The organism is Variovorax sp. 10N420 (assembly GCF_056394705.1).
The window spans coordinates 87,457-104,214 of the sequence record NZ_JBFTIJ010000007.1 but is presented as its reverse complement, the minus strand read 5'-3'; the positions used below and the strand labels follow the sequence as shown (position 1 = coordinate 104,214).

The following is a 16,758-nucleotide window of genomic DNA, read 5'->3' as shown; positions in this document are numbered from 1 at the left end:
AACGCACAAAGTCCCAAAAAAAATCGGGGCAAGCCCCACGTGCATCGCCTCAGGCAAAGCTAGTCGATCTCCCCCATCTGCGCTTGCAGATAGTTCTGAAGTCCCACCTTGTCGACGAGGTCGATTTGCGTCTCCAGGAAGTCGATATGTTCTTCCGTGTCGTCCAGGATCTCCTGCAGAAGATCCCGTGAGACATAGTCGCGTACAGCTTCGCAGTGGGCGATTCCAGCCTTGATCGTTGCTTGAGCGCCCGTTTCCGCCTTCAAGTCGCACTCCAGAATCTCCGGCACGTCTTCGCCGACGTTGAGCTTGGCCAAATCTTGCAAGTTGGGTAGCCCATCCAGCATGAAGATGCGATCCATGAGCTTGTCGGCGTGTTTCATCTCGCCGATCGACTCTTCGTACTCTTTCTTTGCGAGCTTGTCCAAGCCCCAATGCTTGAGCATCCGATAGTGAAGAAAGTACTGGTTGATCGCTGTCAGCTCGTTCTTGAGTTGCGCCTGGAGATGATCGATGACTTGAGGGTCGCCCTTCATGGATTTTCCTTGTTCTTGAAAGGGTCGATTGTGAGCGCGTGGGGACGGGGCGCAAGCAATCCCATGCTGGAGCGCTCGGCATGCGTTTGAGGCTCATACCTGTTCGCATTCGCCGAAATTCGAGCTCCGGGGAGCGGCCCAATAGGTGACAGGCATACTTTTCATAGCAAATGACTATTGAAATAGTAGATCTGGTAGCTATACTCACTGCTCGCCCATTTCATCAGCCACCAAGGAAGTAAACATGTCCCTGATCAATACCGAAATCGTCCCGTTCAAGGCCACCGCGTATCACAACGGCAAGTTCGTGCCGGTTAGCAACGAGAACTTCAAGGGAAAATGGTCTGTCGTGGTGTTCTACCCGGCCGACTTCACGTTCGTGTGCCCGACCGAACTCGGCGACCTTGCCGACCACTACGCAGAGTTCCAGAAACTCGGCGTTGAGGTTTATGGTGTGTCGACTGACACGCACTTCACGCACAAGGCATGGCACGACACATCGGACACCATTGCAAAGGTCCAATATCCGCTGATCGGCGACCCCAGCCAGCAACTTGCCCGCGCCTTCCAGGTGCTGATCGAAGAGGGCGAAGACGCCGGCCTCGCCTACCGTGGCACGTTCGTGATCGACCCCGAGGGCAAGATCAAGACCATCGAAGTGCATGACAACGGAATCGGGCGCGACGCTGCCGAACTGCTGCGCCGCGTGAAAGCCGCGCAATACGTTGCAGCACATCCTGGCGAAGTCTGCCCCGCCAAGTGGACTGAAGGCGCCGAAACGCTGAAGCCTTCGTTCGACCTGGTCGGCAAGATCTAAGTCGCCTCCGTGCGCCGCGGCCCGGGCGCATAGCTCCCGGGCCTTTTTTATTCCGTTCGCACCACCAAGAGAGAGTCCCACCATGCTCGACGCCGGCACCAAATCGCAACTCAAAAGCTACCTCGATCGCATCGCTCAACCAATCGAAATCGTGGCTTCGCTCGACGAGAGCAAGGCATCGAGCGATTTGCAATCGCTGCTGAAAGACATTGCTGAGTCGTCTCCGCTGGTGAAGATCACGGAGAGCCGGGACGACAACCATCGCAAGCCTTCGTTCTCGATCAATCGTCCGAGTGAAAACCACGGCCCCCGCTTTGCAGGCTTGCCGATGGGTCATGAATTCACTTCGCTGGTGCTTGCGCTGCTGCAGGTCGGTGGATATCCGCCCAAGGTGGATGAGGCGGTGCTGCAACAGATTCGCGGGCTTGATGGAGATTTCGAATTCGAAATCTACATTTCGCTGACTTGCCACAACTGCCCTGACGTCGTTCAGGCGCTTAACCTGATGGCTGTTCAGAACCCGCGCATCAAGACGACCATGATTGATGGGTCGCTTTTCCAGGACGAGGTCAAGGAGCGACAGGTCATGGCGGTACCGACCGTCTTCCTCAATGGCACAGAATTCGGTCAGGGTCGCATGAGCCTGGAAGAGATCCTCGCAAAGATCGACACTAGCGGAGTCGAGCGCGAGGCGAAGAAGATTGCCGCCAAGGAACCCTTCGATGTGTTGATCGTCGGCGGCGGGCCGGCTGGAGCCGCTGCGGCCGTGTATGCAGCGAGAAAGGGCATCCGCACCGGCGTTGCGTCGGAGCGCTTCGGCGGGCAGGTGCTTGACACGATGGGCATCGAAAACTTCATATCGATCCGAGAAACCGAAGGGCCCAAGTTCGCCCTCGCGCTTGAAGAACATGTGCGCGACTACGAAGTCGACATCATGAACCTGCAGCGTGCTGCTGCTTTGGTGCCGGGCAATGACTACATCGAGGTGAAGCTCGAAAACGGCGCTTCCCTGAAGAGCCGCTCGGTAGTGATTTCAACCGGCGCGCGCTGGCGCAACATCAACGTGCCAGGTGAGCACGAGTACAAGAACAAGGGCGTGGCCTACTGCCCGCACTGTGACGGTCCCCTGTTCAAGGGGAAGCGCGTGGCGGTGATCGGCGGCGGCAATTCAGGGGTTGAGGCGGCCATCGACCTTGCCGGAATCGTGGGGCACGTCACGCTCATCGAGTTCGACACGCAACTGCGAGCCGATGCGGTATTGCAGCGAAAGCTGCGCAGCATGTCGAATGTGAAGGTGATCACGAATGCGCAGACCACCGAGATCACGGGCGACAACCAGAAGGTCAGCGGCCTGGTCTACAAGGATCGCGCGAGCGGCGAGAGTCACACCGTGCCGCTTGAAGGCGTGTTCATCCAGATCGGTCTTGTGCCCAATACAGATTGGCTCAAGGGCACCGTCGAACTGTCGAAACACGGCGAGATCGTGGTCGATGCCAAGGGGCAAACGTCTGTGCCGGGTGTCTTTGCCGCGGGCGATGCGACGACAGTGCCGTTCAAGCAAATCATCATTGCAGCGGGAGACGGTGCCAAGGCAGCGCTCAGCGCATTTGATCACCTGATTCGAACCTCGGCGCCTGCCGAAGAGGCAGTCACCGCCTGACGCCGCTCGCCTTCGCGCAAAACTCGCCAACCGGCAGAGAGCCGATTGGCACTGAGTTCAGTACGTCAGTCGTTCAGGACGCAGTTCCTGCAGGATGGTCGTCGCGATCTCTTCGATGGATTTGGTCGTGGTCGACAGCCATCGGATGCCGGCCCGGCGCATCATTGCCTCCGCCTCGCTGACTTCATGTCGGCAGTTCTCGATACTGGCATAGCGAGAGTTCGGCCGCCGCTCGTTACGGATTTCGCTCAGCCGCTCAGGTTGAATCGTGAGGCCGAAGATCTTCTTGCGGTGCGGTAGCAGAGCGGGCGGCAGCTGGCGGCGATCGAAATCCTCGGGGATCAGCGGGTAGTTTGCGGCTTTGAGGCCATGCTGCATGGCGAGATAGAGCGAAGTGGGGGTCTTTCCGCTGCGGCTGACGCCGACGAGGATCACATCCGCTCCATCAAGGTCTCGGTTGCTCTGGCCATCGTCATGTGCAAGGCTGAAATCGATGGCCTGAATCCGCTCGTTGTATTCCTTGCTCTTGCTCACATCGCTGAAACGGCCGATCCGATGATTTGACTTCATCGCTAACTCGATTTCGAGCGGCCGGACGAATGTGCCGAACATGTCGAGCAGCATGCCCTTGCAGCCGGTTTCGATCACCTCGAGGACCTCCATATTGGCCAGCGTGGTGAAGACGATAGGGCGCAGCCCTTCTACTTCGGCCGTGTGGTTGATCCGTCGAACCGCCTGGTGCGCCTTGTCGACCGTGTCCGTGAAGGGTAGCCGCACGTGGCGGGGCTTCATTTCAAATTGGGCAAGGACGGCATTCCCGAAGGTTTCGGCGGTAATGCCGGTGCCGTCGGAGACGAAGAAAACAGTGCGGGTGTGCATGGTATGGCTGCCTTGTCCGTAGGCGCGCCGGTCCGTGGCGCGCCTACAATTCGGCCCATTATCGGGAATGCCGAACGCCGTTCCCGTCGAAATCCTTCCATGCACCCTCGTCAGCGCCCCAAGCAAGAAGAATGATCGCGTTGCGCCGTCTGCATGCAGCATCAGTTTCAACTTCTGGAGCTTTCCCATGTCTGCACTCTTCGAAGCGACCGCCCTGGTCGTACCGTTCGAAAACCTGAGGATGACCGACGTCGAGTCGGTTGGTGGCAAAAACGCCAGCCTCGGCGAGATGATTTCTCAACTGCCCCAGGGCGTGCGCGTTCCTACCGGCTTTGCGACGACCGCACACGCGTTCCGGCAATTTCTCGCGCACGACGGACTGGCCGACAAGATCAGTGCGAGGCTTGCAAAGCTCGACACTGATGATGTGCGAGCCCTCGCCGCAGCCGGGGCCGAAATTCGCGCTATGGTCGAGAACCAGCCCTTTCCCGCGGACCTGCAGAAGGCTATCGCAGCCGCATTCGCCACCCTCTCGGCCGGCAACCCCCAGGCCAGCTTCGCTGTTCGCTCATCCGCAACGGCCGAAGACCTGCCGGATGCATCTTTCGCAGGTCAGCAGGAGACCTTCCTCAATGTGGTCGGTATCGACGACGTTCTTCACAAGATGAAAGAGGTCTTCGCGTCGCTCTACAACGATCGTGCGATCAGCTATCGCGTTCACAAGGGGTTCGCGCACGACGTGGTGGCGCTTTCGGCGGGTGTGCAGCGTATGGTTCGCAGCGATCTGGGCGCGGCCGGCGTGATGTTCACCATCGATACCGAATCAGGCTTCGAGGACGTAGTTTTCATCACGTCCAGCTATGGTCTCGGCGAAACCGTGGTGCAGGGGGCCGTCAACCCTGACGAGTTCTATGTGCACAAGCCCACCCTGAAAGCAGGCAAACGAGCGGTCATTCGCCGGAACCTCGGTTCGAAGCTGATCCAGATGGAATTCGCAACTGCGGCTCAGAAGGCAGCGAGCGGCAAGCTGGTCAATACGACCGACGTGCCGGCCGAGCAGCGCAACCGCTATTCACTGACAGACGCCGAAGTCGAGCAGCTTGCGAAGTACGCACTTGTGATCGAAGAGCACTACGGCCGTCCGATGGATATCGAGTGGGGCAAGGACGGCACCGACGGACAGATCTACATCCTTCAAGCGCGCCCGGAGACCGTCAAGAGCCAGCAGCAGGGCAAGGCCGAACAGCGATACAAGCTGCTTGGCAAGGGCGCCGTGCTGGCAGAGGGCCGCGCCATCGGCCAGAAGATCGGAACCGGTCCCGTCCGCCTGGTGCACAGCATCAGCGAAATGGACAAGGTGCAACCTGGCGACGTGCTGGTGACCGACATGACTGACCCCAACTGGGAACCGGTCATGAAGCGTGCGGCTGCCATCGTTACGAACCGCGGCGGGCGCACCTGCCATGCGGCCATCATTGCACGCGAACTTGGCATTCCGGCGGTGGTCGGTTGCGGCGATGCCACGGATCTCCTCAAGGACGGCACGCTTGTCACGGTGAGCTGCGCCGAAGGGGACACGGGCTTCATCTACGACGGGCTTCTCGAAACCGAAGTGACCGAAGTCAAGCGTGGAGAAATGCCAGAGATCGACCTTAAGATCATGATGAACGTCGGCAATCCGCAGTTGGCCTTCGACTTTGCCCAATTGCCGAACCATGGCGTGGGCCTGGCTCGGCTCGAGTTCATCATCAACAACAACATTGGGGTGCACCCCAAGGCGATCCTCGACTATCCAAACGTGGACGTCGATCTCAAAAAGGCGGTCGAATCAGTTGCGCGCGGCCACGCATCTCCGCGGGCGTTCTATGTCGACAAGGTGGCAGAAGGCATCGCGACGATCGGTGCCGCATTCTGGCCGAAGCCCGTCATTGTTCGGCTTTCGGATTTCAAGTCGAATGAATACCGCAAGCTGATCGGCGGCAGCCGCTACGAACCCGAAGAAGAAAACCCGATGCTCGGCTTCCGCGGTGCGGCGCGGTACCTCAGCGACGATTTTGGCGAAGCCTTCGCCATGGAATGCGAAGCGCTCAAGCGAGTTCGCAATGAGATGGGCCTGACCAACGTTCAGATCATGGTGCCTTTTGTGCGGACGCTGGGCCAAGCCAAGCGCGTGACTGAGTTGCTGGGCGACCACGGTCTCAAGCGAGGCGAAAACGAGCTCAAGCTGATCATGATGTGCGAGGTACCTAGCAATGCCATCCTCCCAGAGGAATTCCTGAAGTACTTCGATGGCTTCTCGATCGGATCGAACGATTTGACGCAACTCACGCTCGGTCTGGATCGCGACTCCGGCCTGGAGTTGCTAGCGGCCGATTTCGATGAGCGGGATCCTGCTGTCAAGGCACTGCTCGGTCGCGTGATCAAGGCGTGCAAAGCCGAAGGCAAATACGTTGGCATCTGCGGCCAGGGCCCTAGCGATCACCCGGATTTCGCTCAGTGGCTCGCAGAGCAGGGTATCGAATCGATTTCGCTCAACCCCGACAGCGTCATCGACACCTGGAAGCAACTCGCAGCGCGCTAGGCACGTCGGAGCAGAGCGCTCCGACTGTGTGACTGCCACGCAACGACTTACGTCACGCCGCCGGCTGTAATGGTGGCGTCAGGTTGCTGCTTTTACAAATTGACGCATCTTTGGTGTCAAACTCGGCTCCAAGGGAGTGCAGTTGCGGAGCGCACACGCGCCGGCCGGCCGGCCGGCGTTTGCGACTTCAGACTTTGGCGTCGAAATCATGATTCTTGTAAAGACAGAGGCCGGGCATCGGGTGCTCAAGGATCGATCACTGCCGCTGACTGCGCGGCAGCGATCGGCATTTATTCTTTTCGACGGAAAACGCTGCGTCGACGACGTGATCGGTGCCGGCGTGGGTGTGGCCCGAGAAGACATCGACCAACTTGTTCAGCTTGGGCTACTGGGCGTTCCATTCGGGTCTGCCGCACCCCCCAACTCGGTTGTGGCGTCGGCGCAGATTTCATCCTCGCCCGTCGAGCCCGCACCGGTGCTTGTTCTCGCTCGACAGGACGACGGAAGATCAAATCAGCAGCGCTACAAAGACGCCTATCCCATTGCCACGCAACTCACCGGGGCCCTGGGATTGCGGGGATTCAGGCTCAACCTGTCAGTAGAGAAGACCTCCAACTACGACGAACTGCTCGATCTCCTCCCGAAGATCCGCAGTGCTGTGGGGCCGGAGAAAGTCATGGCTTTGGAGCGCGCCCTGACGGGCGATTGACAGCCTCGCTGCTATAATTTCCGGCTTTGCCTTGCCACACCGCGACCGACGCTGCGGGTGGCTTAATCCCTTCTACGGAAGATCCACAAGGAGCGCTATGCGTCACTACGAAATCATCTTGCTGATCCATCCGGATCAAAGCGAACAAGTTCCGGCCATGCTGGAGCGGTACAAGGGCTTGATTACTGCCGGCGGCGGCAAAGTCCACCGTGTTGAAGACTGGGGCCGTCGCCAGCTCGCTTACCAGATCAACAAGCTCAACAAGGCACACTACCTGTGCGTGAACATCGAGGCTGAACAAGCCGTGATGGCCGAGCTGGAGCATGCGTTCAAGTTCAACGACGCCGTTCTTCGTCACCTCACCGTTGTCAAGAAGAAAGCCGAAACCGGCCCTTCTTCAATGATGAAGACTGTAGAGCGCGAAGAAGCCCGCAAGGCTCAGCAGGCCGAATACGCCGCCAACAACAACTGATTGTGTGAGCGCCGCCGCAGCCAATCAGCTTGTGCTGACTGCCTGCGTCGCCGAAATCGGAACTTTGCGATTCACCCCCGCCGGATTGCCTGCTGTCGATTTGAGACTCGAACATGAGTCGACGATTGCCGAAGTGGGTCATCCCCGGCAGGTCAAGACAGCCATCAAAGCTGTCGCGTTCGGCGCAATAGCCGAGCGACTCGCAAAGCAGGCTCTTGGAAGTTTCTGGCGTTTTCAGGGTTTCCTCGCCACTCCTGGTAACGGCAAGCATCCGGTTTTGCACATTCAGGATTTTCAGCAAGATTAATTTTCGAAAAGAGGTCCTCAAATGGCCACGTTCAAGAAATTCAACAAAGACAAGCGCCCCAAGCGCAATACACAATCGCTGCTCTTCAAGCGCAAGCGCTTCTGTCGCTTCACCGTCGCTGGCGTCGAAGAAATCGATTACAAGGACATCGACACCTTGCGTGATTTCATCAGCGAAAACGGAAAGATCATTCCGGCTCGCCTGACTGGCACGCGCGCTATTTACCAGCGTCAACTCAACACCGCCATCAAGCGCGCTCGCTTCCTCGCGATGGTGCCGTACAGCGACCAACACCGCGTCTAAGGAGCAAGACAACATGCAAGTCATTCTTCTGGACAAGGTCGTCAACCTTGGTGTGCTGGGCGAAATCGTCAAAGTCAAAGACGGTTATGCACGGAATTTTCTGATCCCCACCGGACGTGCGCGTCGCGCCACTGAGGCAAACAAGGCCGAATTCGAAGCCAAGCGCGTCGAACTCGAAAAGGCCGCGGCCGCCAAGTTGGCCGAGTCCCAGGCTCAAGGCGAAAAGCTCGCGGGCACGACAGTCAAGCTGACGCAGAAGGCCGGCGTTGATGGCCGTCTGTTTGGTTCGGTGACCAACCACGATGTCGCCGAGGAGCTCAACAAGCTCGGCTACAAGGTTGCGAAGTCGAAGGTGCGCATGCCCAGCGGTCCGATCAAGATCGTCGGCGACAGCACCGTCAGCGTTGCACTGCATACGGACGTGGTGGTCGAAATCACCGTGACGGTGTACGGCGAAAGCGCCTGATCGAACTGCGGGCTCATCCCCGTCTCAAGAGCCGCCTTCGGGCGGCTTTTTTTCTGCCGCTTCGTGTTGTCCCCGCGTGCTGCACCGGAAGATCACTGTTTATTCACAGCCTTGTCCACGTGACGCCGAGCGGTGTGCGGCTTAGCATGCAGGGTTGCAAGGAACTCCATGTCCGCCGTTTTTTCATACGCCGATAACGACCCATCTACAGACCGTCAGATTGCGCAACTGCGCATCCCCCCGCATTCGATAGAAGCCGAATCCAGTGTGCTTGGGGGACTTTTGCTCGACAACGGCGCTTGGGATCGCATGGGCGATGTTGTGGTAGACAGTGACTTCTATCGCCATGAGCACAAGCTGATCTATGGCGCGATTGGAATGCTGATCAACGCCAGCAAGCCAGCGGACGTGATCACCGTCTATGAGCAATTGCAGAATCTCGGTAAGGCCGAAGAGATCGGTGGGCTTGCCTATCTCAATTCGCTCGCGCAGTACGTACCGAGCGCGAGCAACATTCGCCGATACGCTGAAATCGTGCGCGAACGTTCGATCCTGCGAAAGTTGGTAAGCGCGAGCGACGAGATTGCGACCAATGCCTTCAACACGCAGGGCAAGCCTGTCGACAAGATCCTGGACGAGGCCGAGCAGAAGATCTTCAACATCGGCGAGGAAGGTTCCCGCATGAAGCAAGGCTTCCAGGGCATGGACTCCCTGGTCGTCGAATTGCTTGATCGGGTGACCGAGATGGCCGAGAACCCGAACGACATCACGGGTGTCCGCACCGGTTTTTACGAATTCGACAAGATGACCTCGGGGCTGCAGCCGGGCGACATGATCGTGTTGGCTGCGCGACCGTCGATGGGAAAGACGTCGCTGGCCATCAACATTGCCGAACACGTTGCCCTCAACGAAGGTTTGCCGGTCGCAGTGTTCTCGATGGAAATGGGTGCCTCGCAACTGGCTGTGCGCATCGTCGGGTCGATAGGCCGCATCGACCAAGGCCACTTGCGCACGGGCAAGCTCACGGACGAAGAATGGCCGCGCCTTACCGAAGCGATTGAGAAGCTGCGCAACGTGTCGCTTCACATCGACGAAACTCCGGGCCTGACCACGAGCGAATTGCGCGCCAATGCACGTAGGCTCGCTCGTCAATATGGCAAGCTGGGGCTGATTGTGGTGGATTACCTTCAGCTGATGAGCGTGTCCAGCAGCATGAACGACGAGAACCGAGCCACGGCAGTTGGTGAAATCTCCCGTGGCTTGAAGATGCTGGCGAAGGAGCTCAAATGTCCAGTCATTGCGCTTTCGCAGCTCAGCCGCGGTGTGGAGAGCCGCACCGACAAGCGGCCCATGATGAGTGATCTGCGCGAGTCGGGTGCGATTGAGCAGGATGCCGACATCATCATGTTCATCTATCGAGACGACTACTACGACAAGAACAGCAAGGAGCCTGGCGTTGCCGAGGTGATCATCAGCAAGCACCGGAATGGTCCGACAGGCACCGTCAAGCTTGCGTTCCTCAAGCCACTGACCAAGTTTGAAAATCTCGCGATGGGCAGCGACGATTTTTAGTCAATCGATCTGGCGCGTCGACGCGTCTGATTTCTGCGAGTCCGCCTGCAGCCTCCGAAGCATGTCAGCGAGCGTTTTCCCCGGCTCGTCACGAAAGCGCTCCGGCAGGACTTCGATCTGACTGATTCGGTCGATCCTGAATCCGCGGAAGTCTCCGCGGAGTTCGCACCAGGCAGAGAACGTCCACACTTTTCCCCAATAGAAGCAACCCAGTGGCCGCACCGTGCGTTGGCTTGGCGATCCCACGACATCGCGATAGTCCATGCGCAGCTTCTGGCGTGCCTGCACAGCTTCCCGCAGCGTCTGCAGCCGCAAGCGTGTGCCGTCGTCAAGGGCGTATGCCGGCGCATAGAGCGCCAGGCTCTCGGCGGACACGCGTGCCGCTGGCGGGAGTACCGACAGGATCTTGCCAAGAGCCGATTCGATGTCGCGCGCCATGGCCGCATCGACCCAACTCTGCGCGAGCCGTGCCGAAGCAACCAATGCCGCTGCTTCGTCCTGAGTGAACATGAGCGGGGGCAAGTCAAAGCCGGAGCCCAGCCGATATCCGACGCCGGCCTCGCCGTCAAGTGGCACTCCCTGCGCTTGGAGATCGGCGATGTCACGGTAAACGGTGCGCTCGGAAATCTCCAGGCGCTGCGCGAGAAAAGCGGCAGTCGTCAGGCGGCGTCCGCGGATGATCTGGACGATTTGAAATAGGCGATCGGCACGGCGCATGGAGTCGTCAGGTTCGGATGCATTGTTTGGGTCGTGCCGCTCTCAGTTTCATGTCAATCCAGTTGGATTCCGATGTGGATGGCGACTTCCTCTGGGCCGCTGTACGCTTCGAAATCGCTGCGATAGCGGCGCTTGACCTCCGGATGCGACTCGAAATACTGCCAGATCGTCTGCCATACCGCGAGCACCATTTGCGGCATTTGTCCGTGTCCGGTGAAGACAAGGTAGTCACCACCTTCGATGCGCACTGCCGCAGGCGCGTCGGTCACGGCGACGCCGGTGGTAATGTCGTAGGCCCCGTGCGCATCGCTCTCGTACCCTGAATAGACGCTGTAAAGGTGCATGTCGGCCTTCCGATTGGGCGTTCTTTCGTATACGCGCTCATCGAAAAAGCGTGCCCACAATGGGCCGATGCGGGCAATCTGTGGGTCGGTTTCGTCGCGGTTGGTCGTGCGTGCTGTGAGTCCTGCGACGCGGAAGGCATCCAGCCGTTGAAGTTCGGGTTGCATCAAGTTCTCCATCCGGAATTCAAAGATCAAAGGTCAGAGGTCCAATTCCAATAGCCGACTGTCTGCCTTCATGGCGTCGGCGATCAAACGAATATCGTGCTCGTCGACCTCCAAGAGGCCGAAACGAAACTTGGAACCCCATCTCGTGGGGTCTTCAACGAAGTCGAATTTTTCAATCAGAGGCAGGATCTGCGCTTCGCAGGCTGGCGCGTAACGTACGTCCCTTCGCCATGGAATGAATCCATTGCCCATGTCTGCCTCATAGGGCGTGCCCCCCTGAACGACTCCGATCGACACGAAGCTCTGCAGCCTATCGGCGTGGCCGAATTCGGTGGTGGGCGAGTAGTAGGCGACCCGGTCCCCGGCAGCGATTCGCTTGAGCGGCGCCAGCTTTCCGTGGCCCACCTGCATGAAGCCGCCTTTGGGATCATCGCGCCCGCGGCGGGCGTGTTCGGCGCTGGCGACGGCGATCCAGTTCTTGCGTGTCATCGCTGTCATCCCAAGGCGTGCAGGCCGACTTCATTGCCTTCTGTATCTCGAAGATGGGCAAAGAAGCCCATTTCCGCCGGGAGCGCTGTTTTGGGTGTAACGACCTGCCCACCGGCTGCCACCACACGGGCCAGTGCGGCATCGATGCTCGGGGCGCAGTCCAAGTAGATCCGGACTCCGGTCCCCGCGGCGGCTGATTGGGTGTTTCCGGCGACCAGGCATCCACCGGTGGCGGAGCTTTCGTACGGGAAGACGGCCATGATGCCTCCCCCGAAGTCTTCACGCTTCAGTGTGCGCCCCAGAATCTTTTCATAGAACGATTGCGCGCGGTCCATGTCGGCGACCGGGATCTCGAACCAGTTGATGGCGGATGTCATGAGCGGCTTCCTTTGCAGTGAATGAAGCCGTCATGCTGCGCGACAGCTCCTGACAACGTCTTGTCAGGAGCGTTCTGAAGACTCAAAAAAGGGCGCCCGTAGCGCCCCTTAAGAGATTCAGCCCGCCTACAGGACCTCGCTGGCGAAATCCGCCAGGCGGGATCGTTCTCCGCGTGCCAGGGTGATATGCCCGCTGTGGGGCCAGCCCTTGAATTTGTCCACTGCAAAGGTGAGGCCGGACGAACCCTCCGTGAGATAGGGCGTATCGATTTGCGCCAGATTGCCCATGCAAATGATCTTGGTGCCGGGGCCTGCGCGGGTCACGAGTGTCTTCATCTGCTTTGGCGTCAGGTTCTGCGCCTCGTCGATGATCACGTACTTGTTCAGGAAGGTCCGTCCGCGCATGAAGTTCATGCTCTTGATCTTGATCTTGCTTCTGATCAGCTCATTGGTGGCGGCACGGCCCCATTCGCCGGCGCCGCCGCCGTCGCCTTTGGCGAGGAACTCGAGGTTGTCGTCCAGTGCGCCCATCCAGGGGCCCATCTTTTCTTCCTCGGTTCCCGGCAGGAAGCCGATGTCTTCGCCCACGCTCACCGTCGCGCGCGTCATGATGATTTCGGTATAGCGACGATCGTCGAGCACCTGCGTGAGCCCGGATGCGAGTGCCATCAATGTCTTGCCGGTGCCGGCAGTGCCGGTCAGCGTGACCAGATCAACCTCAGGGTCCATCAGCAGGTTCATCGCGAAGTTCTGCTCGCGGTTGCGTGTGTTCACGCCCCAGACAGCATTCTTGACGGAGCCGTAGTCCTTGAGAGTCTTGAGGACGGCCGTCTTGTCCCGGATTTCGGTCACGCGCGCATACATGCTCGGCTCTCCGGGTGCTTCGAAGAAGACGAATTGATTGATGTACAGATTGGGCACGATCGGGCCGCTCACGCGGTAGAACGTGCTGCTCCCGCTTTGCCAGCTTTCGATTGTCTTGCTCTGGCGCGTCCAGAAATCCGCCGGCAGTGCGAGCGATCCGGAATAGAGGAGGTCGCCGTCCTCGAGAGTCTTGTCATTCTGGTAGTCCTCTGCGGCGAGACCCAGTGCGCGCGCTTTCACACGCATGTTGATGTCTTTCGACACCAGCACGACCTCCTGCTTTACCCGGCCGGGACCATCCTTGGCATAGAGATCGCGCAGCGCCTGTACCACGCCGAGGATCTGGTTGTCCGCCTTGCCTTGCGGCAGGCTGGTGGGCAAGGAGTAATTTAGCGGAGCAGTCTGGAAGAACAGTTTGCCACCGGCCTCGCGGTGGCCGGTGGTGTCCAGCTTCAACCCCTTGCCAATGTCCGCACCCTGCGCCGCGGCCAGGCCGTCGAGCGTACGGCTGCTCTGGCGTCCGTTCCGGGCGACCTCGGTCGTTCCCTTCTTGTGACCGTCGAGCTCTTCGAGAACGATCATCGGCAGGAAGATGTCGTGCTCTTCGAACCGGAAGAGGCACATCGGGTCGTGCAGCAGCACATTCGTATCGAGAACGAAGAGCTTGGCAGGACCATTTCCCTTGTTTCGCCTGGAGCGAGTCTGGCTTGGTTGCTCCGGCGTGACGGCGCTTGAAAGCGGCTCCGGGAGCCGTTGCGGAGCTTCCTGTGGCGCGGGTGCGGGTGCCTTTAACCTTGGTGACGGGGGAGTTTCGACGTCACCGCCGCCTTCGGAGGCCCGCCGGTCGAAAAGCTCAAGGGGCCGGGGCTCGTTTGTTTCCTCCTGTTCCGACCGGCGCTGCGACGGGCGACGGCCGCTCCTCCCGTGCAAGGAGCGGGCCGGCGCATTGTGTGCGTCCGGCGAAAGCAATGCGGCACGTTTTGTGGGGGCGGGGGGCAGGGGCATGGGGCGGTTCGCTCGCAAAAGTGAAGGGGCCAGAAAACGAAAAAGCCGCCTGAAGACCTGGGCGGCTTTGTTCGGTGGATGCGGTCGCGGAGCTCAACGGCATGGAGCCATTATGCACATCGACAGTGTCGCCTCCTGAGTTCGTTGCGCGCCGCCAACGCGTCCGCGCAAACCTCACACACTTCAGAGATCAGGCAGCTTTCTTGAGCGCCTTGACAGCTTTGAGCACGTCGTCGACGTGGCCTGGTACCTTGAGCCCGCGCCACTCTGCCTTGAGCACGCCATCAGCGCCGATGAGGAACGTGCTGCGCTCGATGCCCTTGACCTTCTTGCCGTACATGATCTTGTTTTTGACCACGCCGAACATGTGACACATCTTTTCCTCCGTGTCTGCAATGAGTTCGAAAGGGAGTTCGAGCTTGGCCTTGAATTCGTCGTGCGACTTCATGTTGTCGCGCGAGACGCCGAATACCGTGGCGCCGGCCTTCTCGAAGTCCTTGTACCGATCCCGGAACTGCATGGCTTCTGTCGTGCAGCCTGGCGTGTTGTCCTTGGGATAGAAATACATGACCAGGACGTGGCCCAAATGAGAAGTGTTCGAGACCTTCAGGCCGCCGGTGGCATTGGCGTCGAATTCGGGAATGGGTTTGTTGACAACGATCGCCATGAAACTTGTTTTCTCCGTTTGATTCCATGCCCCGCGCGCGTCGGGTTCATGGAGGATTGGTCGTTGCTAACTGAGGGCTGGCCGCCGGTTCGCAACCCGCGATTTTACCTCGAAAAGCCTCTACTGCCCAACGTCAGGCCTCTCCACCAGCAGGGCCGCGACCACATGGCGGCCTTCGCTGGCGAGGATGTTGTAGGTGCGGCAGGCAGCAGGCGTATCCATGGTTTCGACGCCCGTACGCTGCGCCATGAGAGGCTGAAGCCATTTCGGCTGCGGAAAACGGATCCGCGCGCCGCTTCCGAAGATGATCAGCTCGGCGCCAAGGGCTGCCAATGGAGCGAAGTGCTCGGCGTTCAAATCCTCGAAGGTACTGCAGTTCCACTCAAAACGTTCGCCACGGGACCCGACGACGACGCTCGATTCGACCCGTTCGTTGTTGATGGCCACCCAGCCTGGGCCGTGTGCAGTGAGTGTTTGGACGTCGGATTTGTCAGGCTGGAGCTTCATCGGGAGGGCGTTCGAACTGTGGTCAAATTATAGGTTTTCCCCTGCGCTGACCCCCTTGGAGGGACTTTGAAACCGCTCAAGAAATCGGCCAAGCTGGCCAACGTGCTCTACGACATCCGCGGACCGATCATGGACGCCGCCAAGCAGATGGAAGAAGAGGGCCAGAAGATCATCAAGCTCAACATCGGCAACCTCGCCGTATTCGGCTTCGATGCGCCAGAAGAGGTCCAGCAGGACATGATCCGCAATCTGCCCGCCTCGGCAGGCTATTCGGACAGCAAGGGAATTTTCGCGGCGCGCAAGGCCGTGATGCATGAAACGCAAAAGCAGGGGATCGCGGGCGTGACGCTCGACGACATCTACCTGGGCAACGGCGCCAGTGAGCTGATTGCAATGGCGACCAACGCGCTGCTGAACGACGGTGATGAGTTGTTGCTGCCGACGCCCGACTACCCGCTATGGACCGCGGTGGCAAGCCTGTCGGGCGGCAAGCCGGTGCACTACCTGTGCGACGAGGAGAACGACTGGATGCCGAATCTCGACGATATTCGCGCAAAGATCACCTCGCGCACCAAAGGCATCGTGGTCATCAACCCGAACAACCCGACCGGCGCGCTGTATTCCACCGATTTGCTCAATGGCATCGTTGACATCGCGCGTGAGCACGGGTTGGTGATCTTCGCGGACGAAGTCTACGACAAGGTGCTGTACGACGGAGTCGAGCACACCGCCATTGCCAGCCTGTCGACCGACGTGCTCACGCTCACTTTGAATTCGCTGTCCAAGAGCTATCGCTCGTGCGGCTATCGTGCGGGCTGGCTTGTGGTGTCGGGCGACAAGAAGATGGCGCGTGACTACATCGAGGGCTTGAACATGCTCTCGAACATGCGGCTGTGCGCCAACGTGCCGGGCCAATGGGCGATCCAGACAGCGCTCGGTGGCTACCAGAGCATCAATGACCTCGTGGGGGCGGGCGGCCGGCTGCGACGTCAGCGTGACCTGGCCTACGAGCTGATCACGGCCATTCCCGGCGTGACTTGTGTCAAGCCGAGCGCGGCGCTGTACATGTTCCCGAAGCTCGACCGGAAGGTCTACCCGATAGACGACGACCGGCAGTTCTTCCTCGACCTGCTGAAGGAAACCAAGGTGATGCTGGTCCAGGGCACTGGCTTCAACTGGCCGACGCCTGATCATTTCCGCATCGTCTTCCTTCCTCACGAAGAAGACCTCAGGGAAGCTGTCGGGCGAATCGCCGGTTTCCTGGAGCGCTATCGAACCCGGCTCGCATGACTCGCCTGGACGTGAACGTCGACACCCCATC

19 protein-coding genes are annotated in these 16,758 nt (G+C 59.3%); 10 read left to right on the top strand and 9 right to left on the bottom strand.

What is annotated here, in order from left to right; all coding sequences use genetic code 11:
- Positions 1-59: 59 nt before the first annotated feature.
- On the bottom strand, positions 60-536 hold the full coding sequence (gene bfr, locus AC1DEK_RS19205) for a bacterioferritin (protein ID WP_478126866.1): 477 nt from the start codon (positions 534-536) through the stop codon (positions 60-62).
- 244 nt (positions 537-780) lie between these two features.
- On the opposite strand from bfr, the gene ahpC reads away from it, so the two are divergent.
- Positions 781-1,353: an alkyl hydroperoxide reductase subunit C gene (gene ahpC, locus AC1DEK_RS19200; protein ID WP_478126865.1), complete on the top strand. Its 573-nt coding sequence runs from the start codon at positions 781-783 to the stop codon at positions 1,351-1,353.
- Positions 1,354-1,435: 82 nt separating this feature from the next.
- Positions 1,436-3,013, top strand: a complete 1,578-nt coding sequence (gene ahpF / locus AC1DEK_RS19195; RefSeq protein WP_478126864.1) for an alkyl hydroperoxide reductase subunit F — start codon at positions 1,436-1,438, stop codon at positions 3,011-3,013.
- Between the two features lie 57 nt (positions 3,014-3,070).
- Here ahpF and ppsR read toward each other — a convergent pair whose 3' ends face one another.
- Entirely contained in the window at positions 3,071-3,892 is an 822-nt protein-coding gene (gene ppsR, locus AC1DEK_RS19190; protein WP_478097142.1) for a posphoenolpyruvate synthetase regulatory kinase/phosphorylase PpsR, read from the bottom strand.
- 187 nt (positions 3,893-4,079) lie between these two features.
- Here ppsR and ppsA point away from each other — a divergent pair, with 187 nt between their 5' ends.
- The 7 genes from ppsA (at position 4,080) to dnaB (ending at position 10,302) form a co-directional block, all read left to right on the top strand.
- Entirely contained in the window at positions 4,080-6,473 is a 2,394-nt protein-coding gene (gene ppsA, locus AC1DEK_RS19185) for a phosphoenolpyruvate synthase (RefSeq protein ID WP_478126863.1), read from the top strand.
- A 208-nt stretch (positions 6,474-6,681) separates the two neighbouring features.
- The gene (locus AC1DEK_RS19180) at positions 6,682-7,182 is read left to right on the top strand and encodes a hypothetical protein (RefSeq protein ID WP_478126862.1); all 501 of its coding nucleotides are present in this window, start codon (positions 6,682-6,684) and stop codon (positions 7,180-7,182) included.
- Positions 7,183-7,279: 97 nt separating this feature from the next.
- Positions 7,280-7,654 carry a 30S ribosomal protein S6 gene (gene rpsF, locus AC1DEK_RS19175; protein ID WP_093109828.1) on the top strand — a complete coding sequence of 125 codons (375 nt, stop codon included), beginning with the start codon at positions 7,280-7,282 and terminating at the stop codon, positions 7,652-7,654.
- A gap of 4 nt (positions 7,655-7,658) precedes the next feature.
- Positions 7,659-7,961 (top strand): primosomal replication protein N, encoded by a 303-nt coding sequence (gene priB, locus AC1DEK_RS19170; RefSeq protein ID WP_478126861.1) that lies wholly within the window; start codon positions 7,659-7,661, stop codon positions 7,959-7,961.
- A 21-nt stretch (positions 7,962-7,982) separates the two neighbouring features.
- Positions 7,983-8,264, top strand: a complete 282-nt coding sequence (gene rpsR, locus AC1DEK_RS19165) for a 30S ribosomal protein S18 (RefSeq protein WP_007830781.1) — start codon at positions 7,983-7,985, stop codon at positions 8,262-8,264.
- A gap of 13 nt (positions 8,265-8,277) precedes the next feature.
- Positions 8,278-8,730 (top strand): 50S ribosomal protein L9, encoded by a 453-nt coding sequence (gene rplI / locus AC1DEK_RS19160; RefSeq protein WP_478126860.1) that lies wholly within the window; start codon positions 8,278-8,280, stop codon positions 8,728-8,730.
- Between the two features lie 168 nt (positions 8,731-8,898).
- The gene (dnaB, locus tag AC1DEK_RS19155; RefSeq protein ID WP_478126859.1) at positions 8,899-10,302 is read left to right on the top strand and encodes a replicative DNA helicase; all 1,404 of its coding nucleotides are present in this window, start codon (positions 8,899-8,901) and stop codon (positions 10,300-10,302) included.
- On the opposite strand, the gene AC1DEK_RS19150 is transcribed toward dnaB, so the two are convergent.
- The 7 genes from AC1DEK_RS19150 to AC1DEK_RS19120 form a co-directional block, all read right to left on the bottom strand.
- Positions 10,303-11,019, bottom strand: coding sequence for a helix-turn-helix transcriptional regulator (locus AC1DEK_RS19150; protein ID WP_478126858.1), 717 nt, complete (start codon positions 11,017-11,019; stop codon positions 10,303-10,305).
- Between the two features lie 53 nt (positions 11,020-11,072).
- Positions 11,073-11,528, bottom strand: a complete 456-nt coding sequence (locus AC1DEK_RS19145; protein WP_478126857.1) for a GyrI-like domain-containing protein — start codon at positions 11,526-11,528, stop codon at positions 11,073-11,075.
- A gap of 33 nt (positions 11,529-11,561) precedes the next feature.
- The gene (locus AC1DEK_RS19140) at positions 11,562-12,017 is read right to left on the bottom strand and encodes an EVE domain-containing protein (protein ID WP_478126856.1); all 456 of its coding nucleotides are present in this window, start codon (positions 12,015-12,017) and stop codon (positions 11,562-11,564) included.
- A 5-nt stretch (positions 12,018-12,022) separates the two neighbouring features.
- Positions 12,023-12,394, bottom strand: coding sequence for a VOC family protein (locus AC1DEK_RS19135; protein ID WP_478126855.1), 372 nt, complete (start codon positions 12,392-12,394; stop codon positions 12,023-12,025).
- Between the two features lie 126 nt (positions 12,395-12,520).
- Positions 12,521-14,263, bottom strand: coding sequence for a PhoH family protein (locus AC1DEK_RS19130; RefSeq protein WP_478126854.1), 1,743 nt, complete (start codon positions 14,261-14,263; stop codon positions 12,521-12,523).
- Between the two features lie 190 nt (positions 14,264-14,453).
- Complete coding sequence (locus AC1DEK_RS19125) at positions 14,454-14,930, bottom strand: peroxiredoxin (protein ID WP_021006537.1); 477 nt, start codon at positions 14,928-14,930, stop codon at positions 14,454-14,456.
- A gap of 120 nt (positions 14,931-15,050) precedes the next feature.
- Positions 15,051-15,437, bottom strand: coding sequence for an Mth938-like domain-containing protein (locus AC1DEK_RS19120; RefSeq protein WP_478126853.1), 387 nt, complete (start codon positions 15,435-15,437; stop codon positions 15,051-15,053).
- A 66-nt stretch (positions 15,438-15,503) separates the two neighbouring features.
- Between AC1DEK_RS19120 and AC1DEK_RS19115 the strand changes: the two genes are divergently transcribed.
- Positions 15,504-16,727, top strand: coding sequence for a pyridoxal phosphate-dependent aminotransferase (locus tag AC1DEK_RS19115; RefSeq protein WP_478126852.1), 1,224 nt, complete (start codon positions 15,504-15,506; stop codon positions 16,725-16,727).
- Positions 16,728-16,758 lie beyond the last annotated feature (31 nt).

Bases quoted from the DNA above. Each gene is read 5' to 3' on its own strand.
- bfr (WP_478126866.1), bottom strand. From the start codon at position 536: ATGAAGGGCGACCCTCAAGTCATCGATCATCTCCAGGCGCAACTCAAG.
- ahpC (WP_478126865.1), top strand. From the start codon at position 781: ATGTCCCTGATCAATACCGAAATCGTCCCGTTCAAGGCCACCGCGTAT.
- ahpF (WP_478126864.1), top strand. From the start codon at position 1,436: ATGCTCGACGCCGGCACCAAATCGCAACTCAAAAGCTACCTCGATCGC.
- ppsR (WP_478097142.1), bottom strand. From the start codon at position 3,892: ATGCACACCCGCACTGTTTTCTTCGTCTCCGACGGCACCGGCATTACC.
- ppsA (WP_478126863.1), top strand. From the start codon at position 4,080: ATGTCTGCACTCTTCGAAGCGACCGCCCTGGTCGTACCGTTCGAAAAC.
- AC1DEK_RS19180 (WP_478126862.1), top strand. From the start codon at position 6,682: ATGATTCTTGTAAAGACAGAGGCCGGGCATCGGGTGCTCAAGGATCGA.
- rpsF (WP_093109828.1), top strand. From the start codon at position 7,280: ATGCGTCACTACGAAATCATCTTGCTGATCCATCCGGATCAAAGCGAA.
- rpsR (WP_007830781.1), top strand. From the start codon at position 7,983: ATGGCCACGTTCAAGAAATTCAACAAAGACAAGCGCCCCAAGCGCAAT.
- rplI (WP_478126860.1), top strand. From the start codon at position 8,278: ATGCAAGTCATTCTTCTGGACAAGGTCGTCAACCTTGGTGTGCTGGGC.
- dnaB (WP_478126859.1), top strand. From the start codon at position 8,899: ATGTCCGCCGTTTTTTCATACGCCGATAACGACCCATCTACAGACCGT.
- AC1DEK_RS19150 (WP_478126858.1), bottom strand. From the start codon at position 11,019: ATGCGCCGTGCCGATCGCCTATTTCAAATCGTCCAGATCATCCGCGGA.
- AC1DEK_RS19145 (WP_478126857.1), bottom strand. From the start codon at position 11,528: ATGCAACCCGAACTTCAACGGCTGGATGCCTTCCGCGTCGCAGGACTC.
- AC1DEK_RS19140 (WP_478126856.1), bottom strand. From the start codon at position 12,017: ATGACACGCAAGAACTGGATCGCCGTCGCCAGCGCCGAACACGCCCGC.
- AC1DEK_RS19135 (WP_478126855.1), bottom strand. From the start codon at position 12,394: ATGACATCCGCCATCAACTGGTTCGAGATCCCGGTCGCCGACATGGAC.
- AC1DEK_RS19130 (WP_478126854.1), bottom strand. From the start codon at position 14,263: ATGCCCCTGCCCCCCGCCCCCACAAAACGTGCCGCATTGCTTTCGCCG.
- AC1DEK_RS19125 (WP_021006537.1), bottom strand. From the start codon at position 14,930: ATGGCGATCGTTGTCAACAAACCCATTCCCGAATTCGACGCCAATGCC.
- AC1DEK_RS19120 (WP_478126853.1), bottom strand. From the start codon at position 15,437: ATGAAGCTCCAGCCTGACAAATCCGACGTCCAAACACTCACTGCACAC.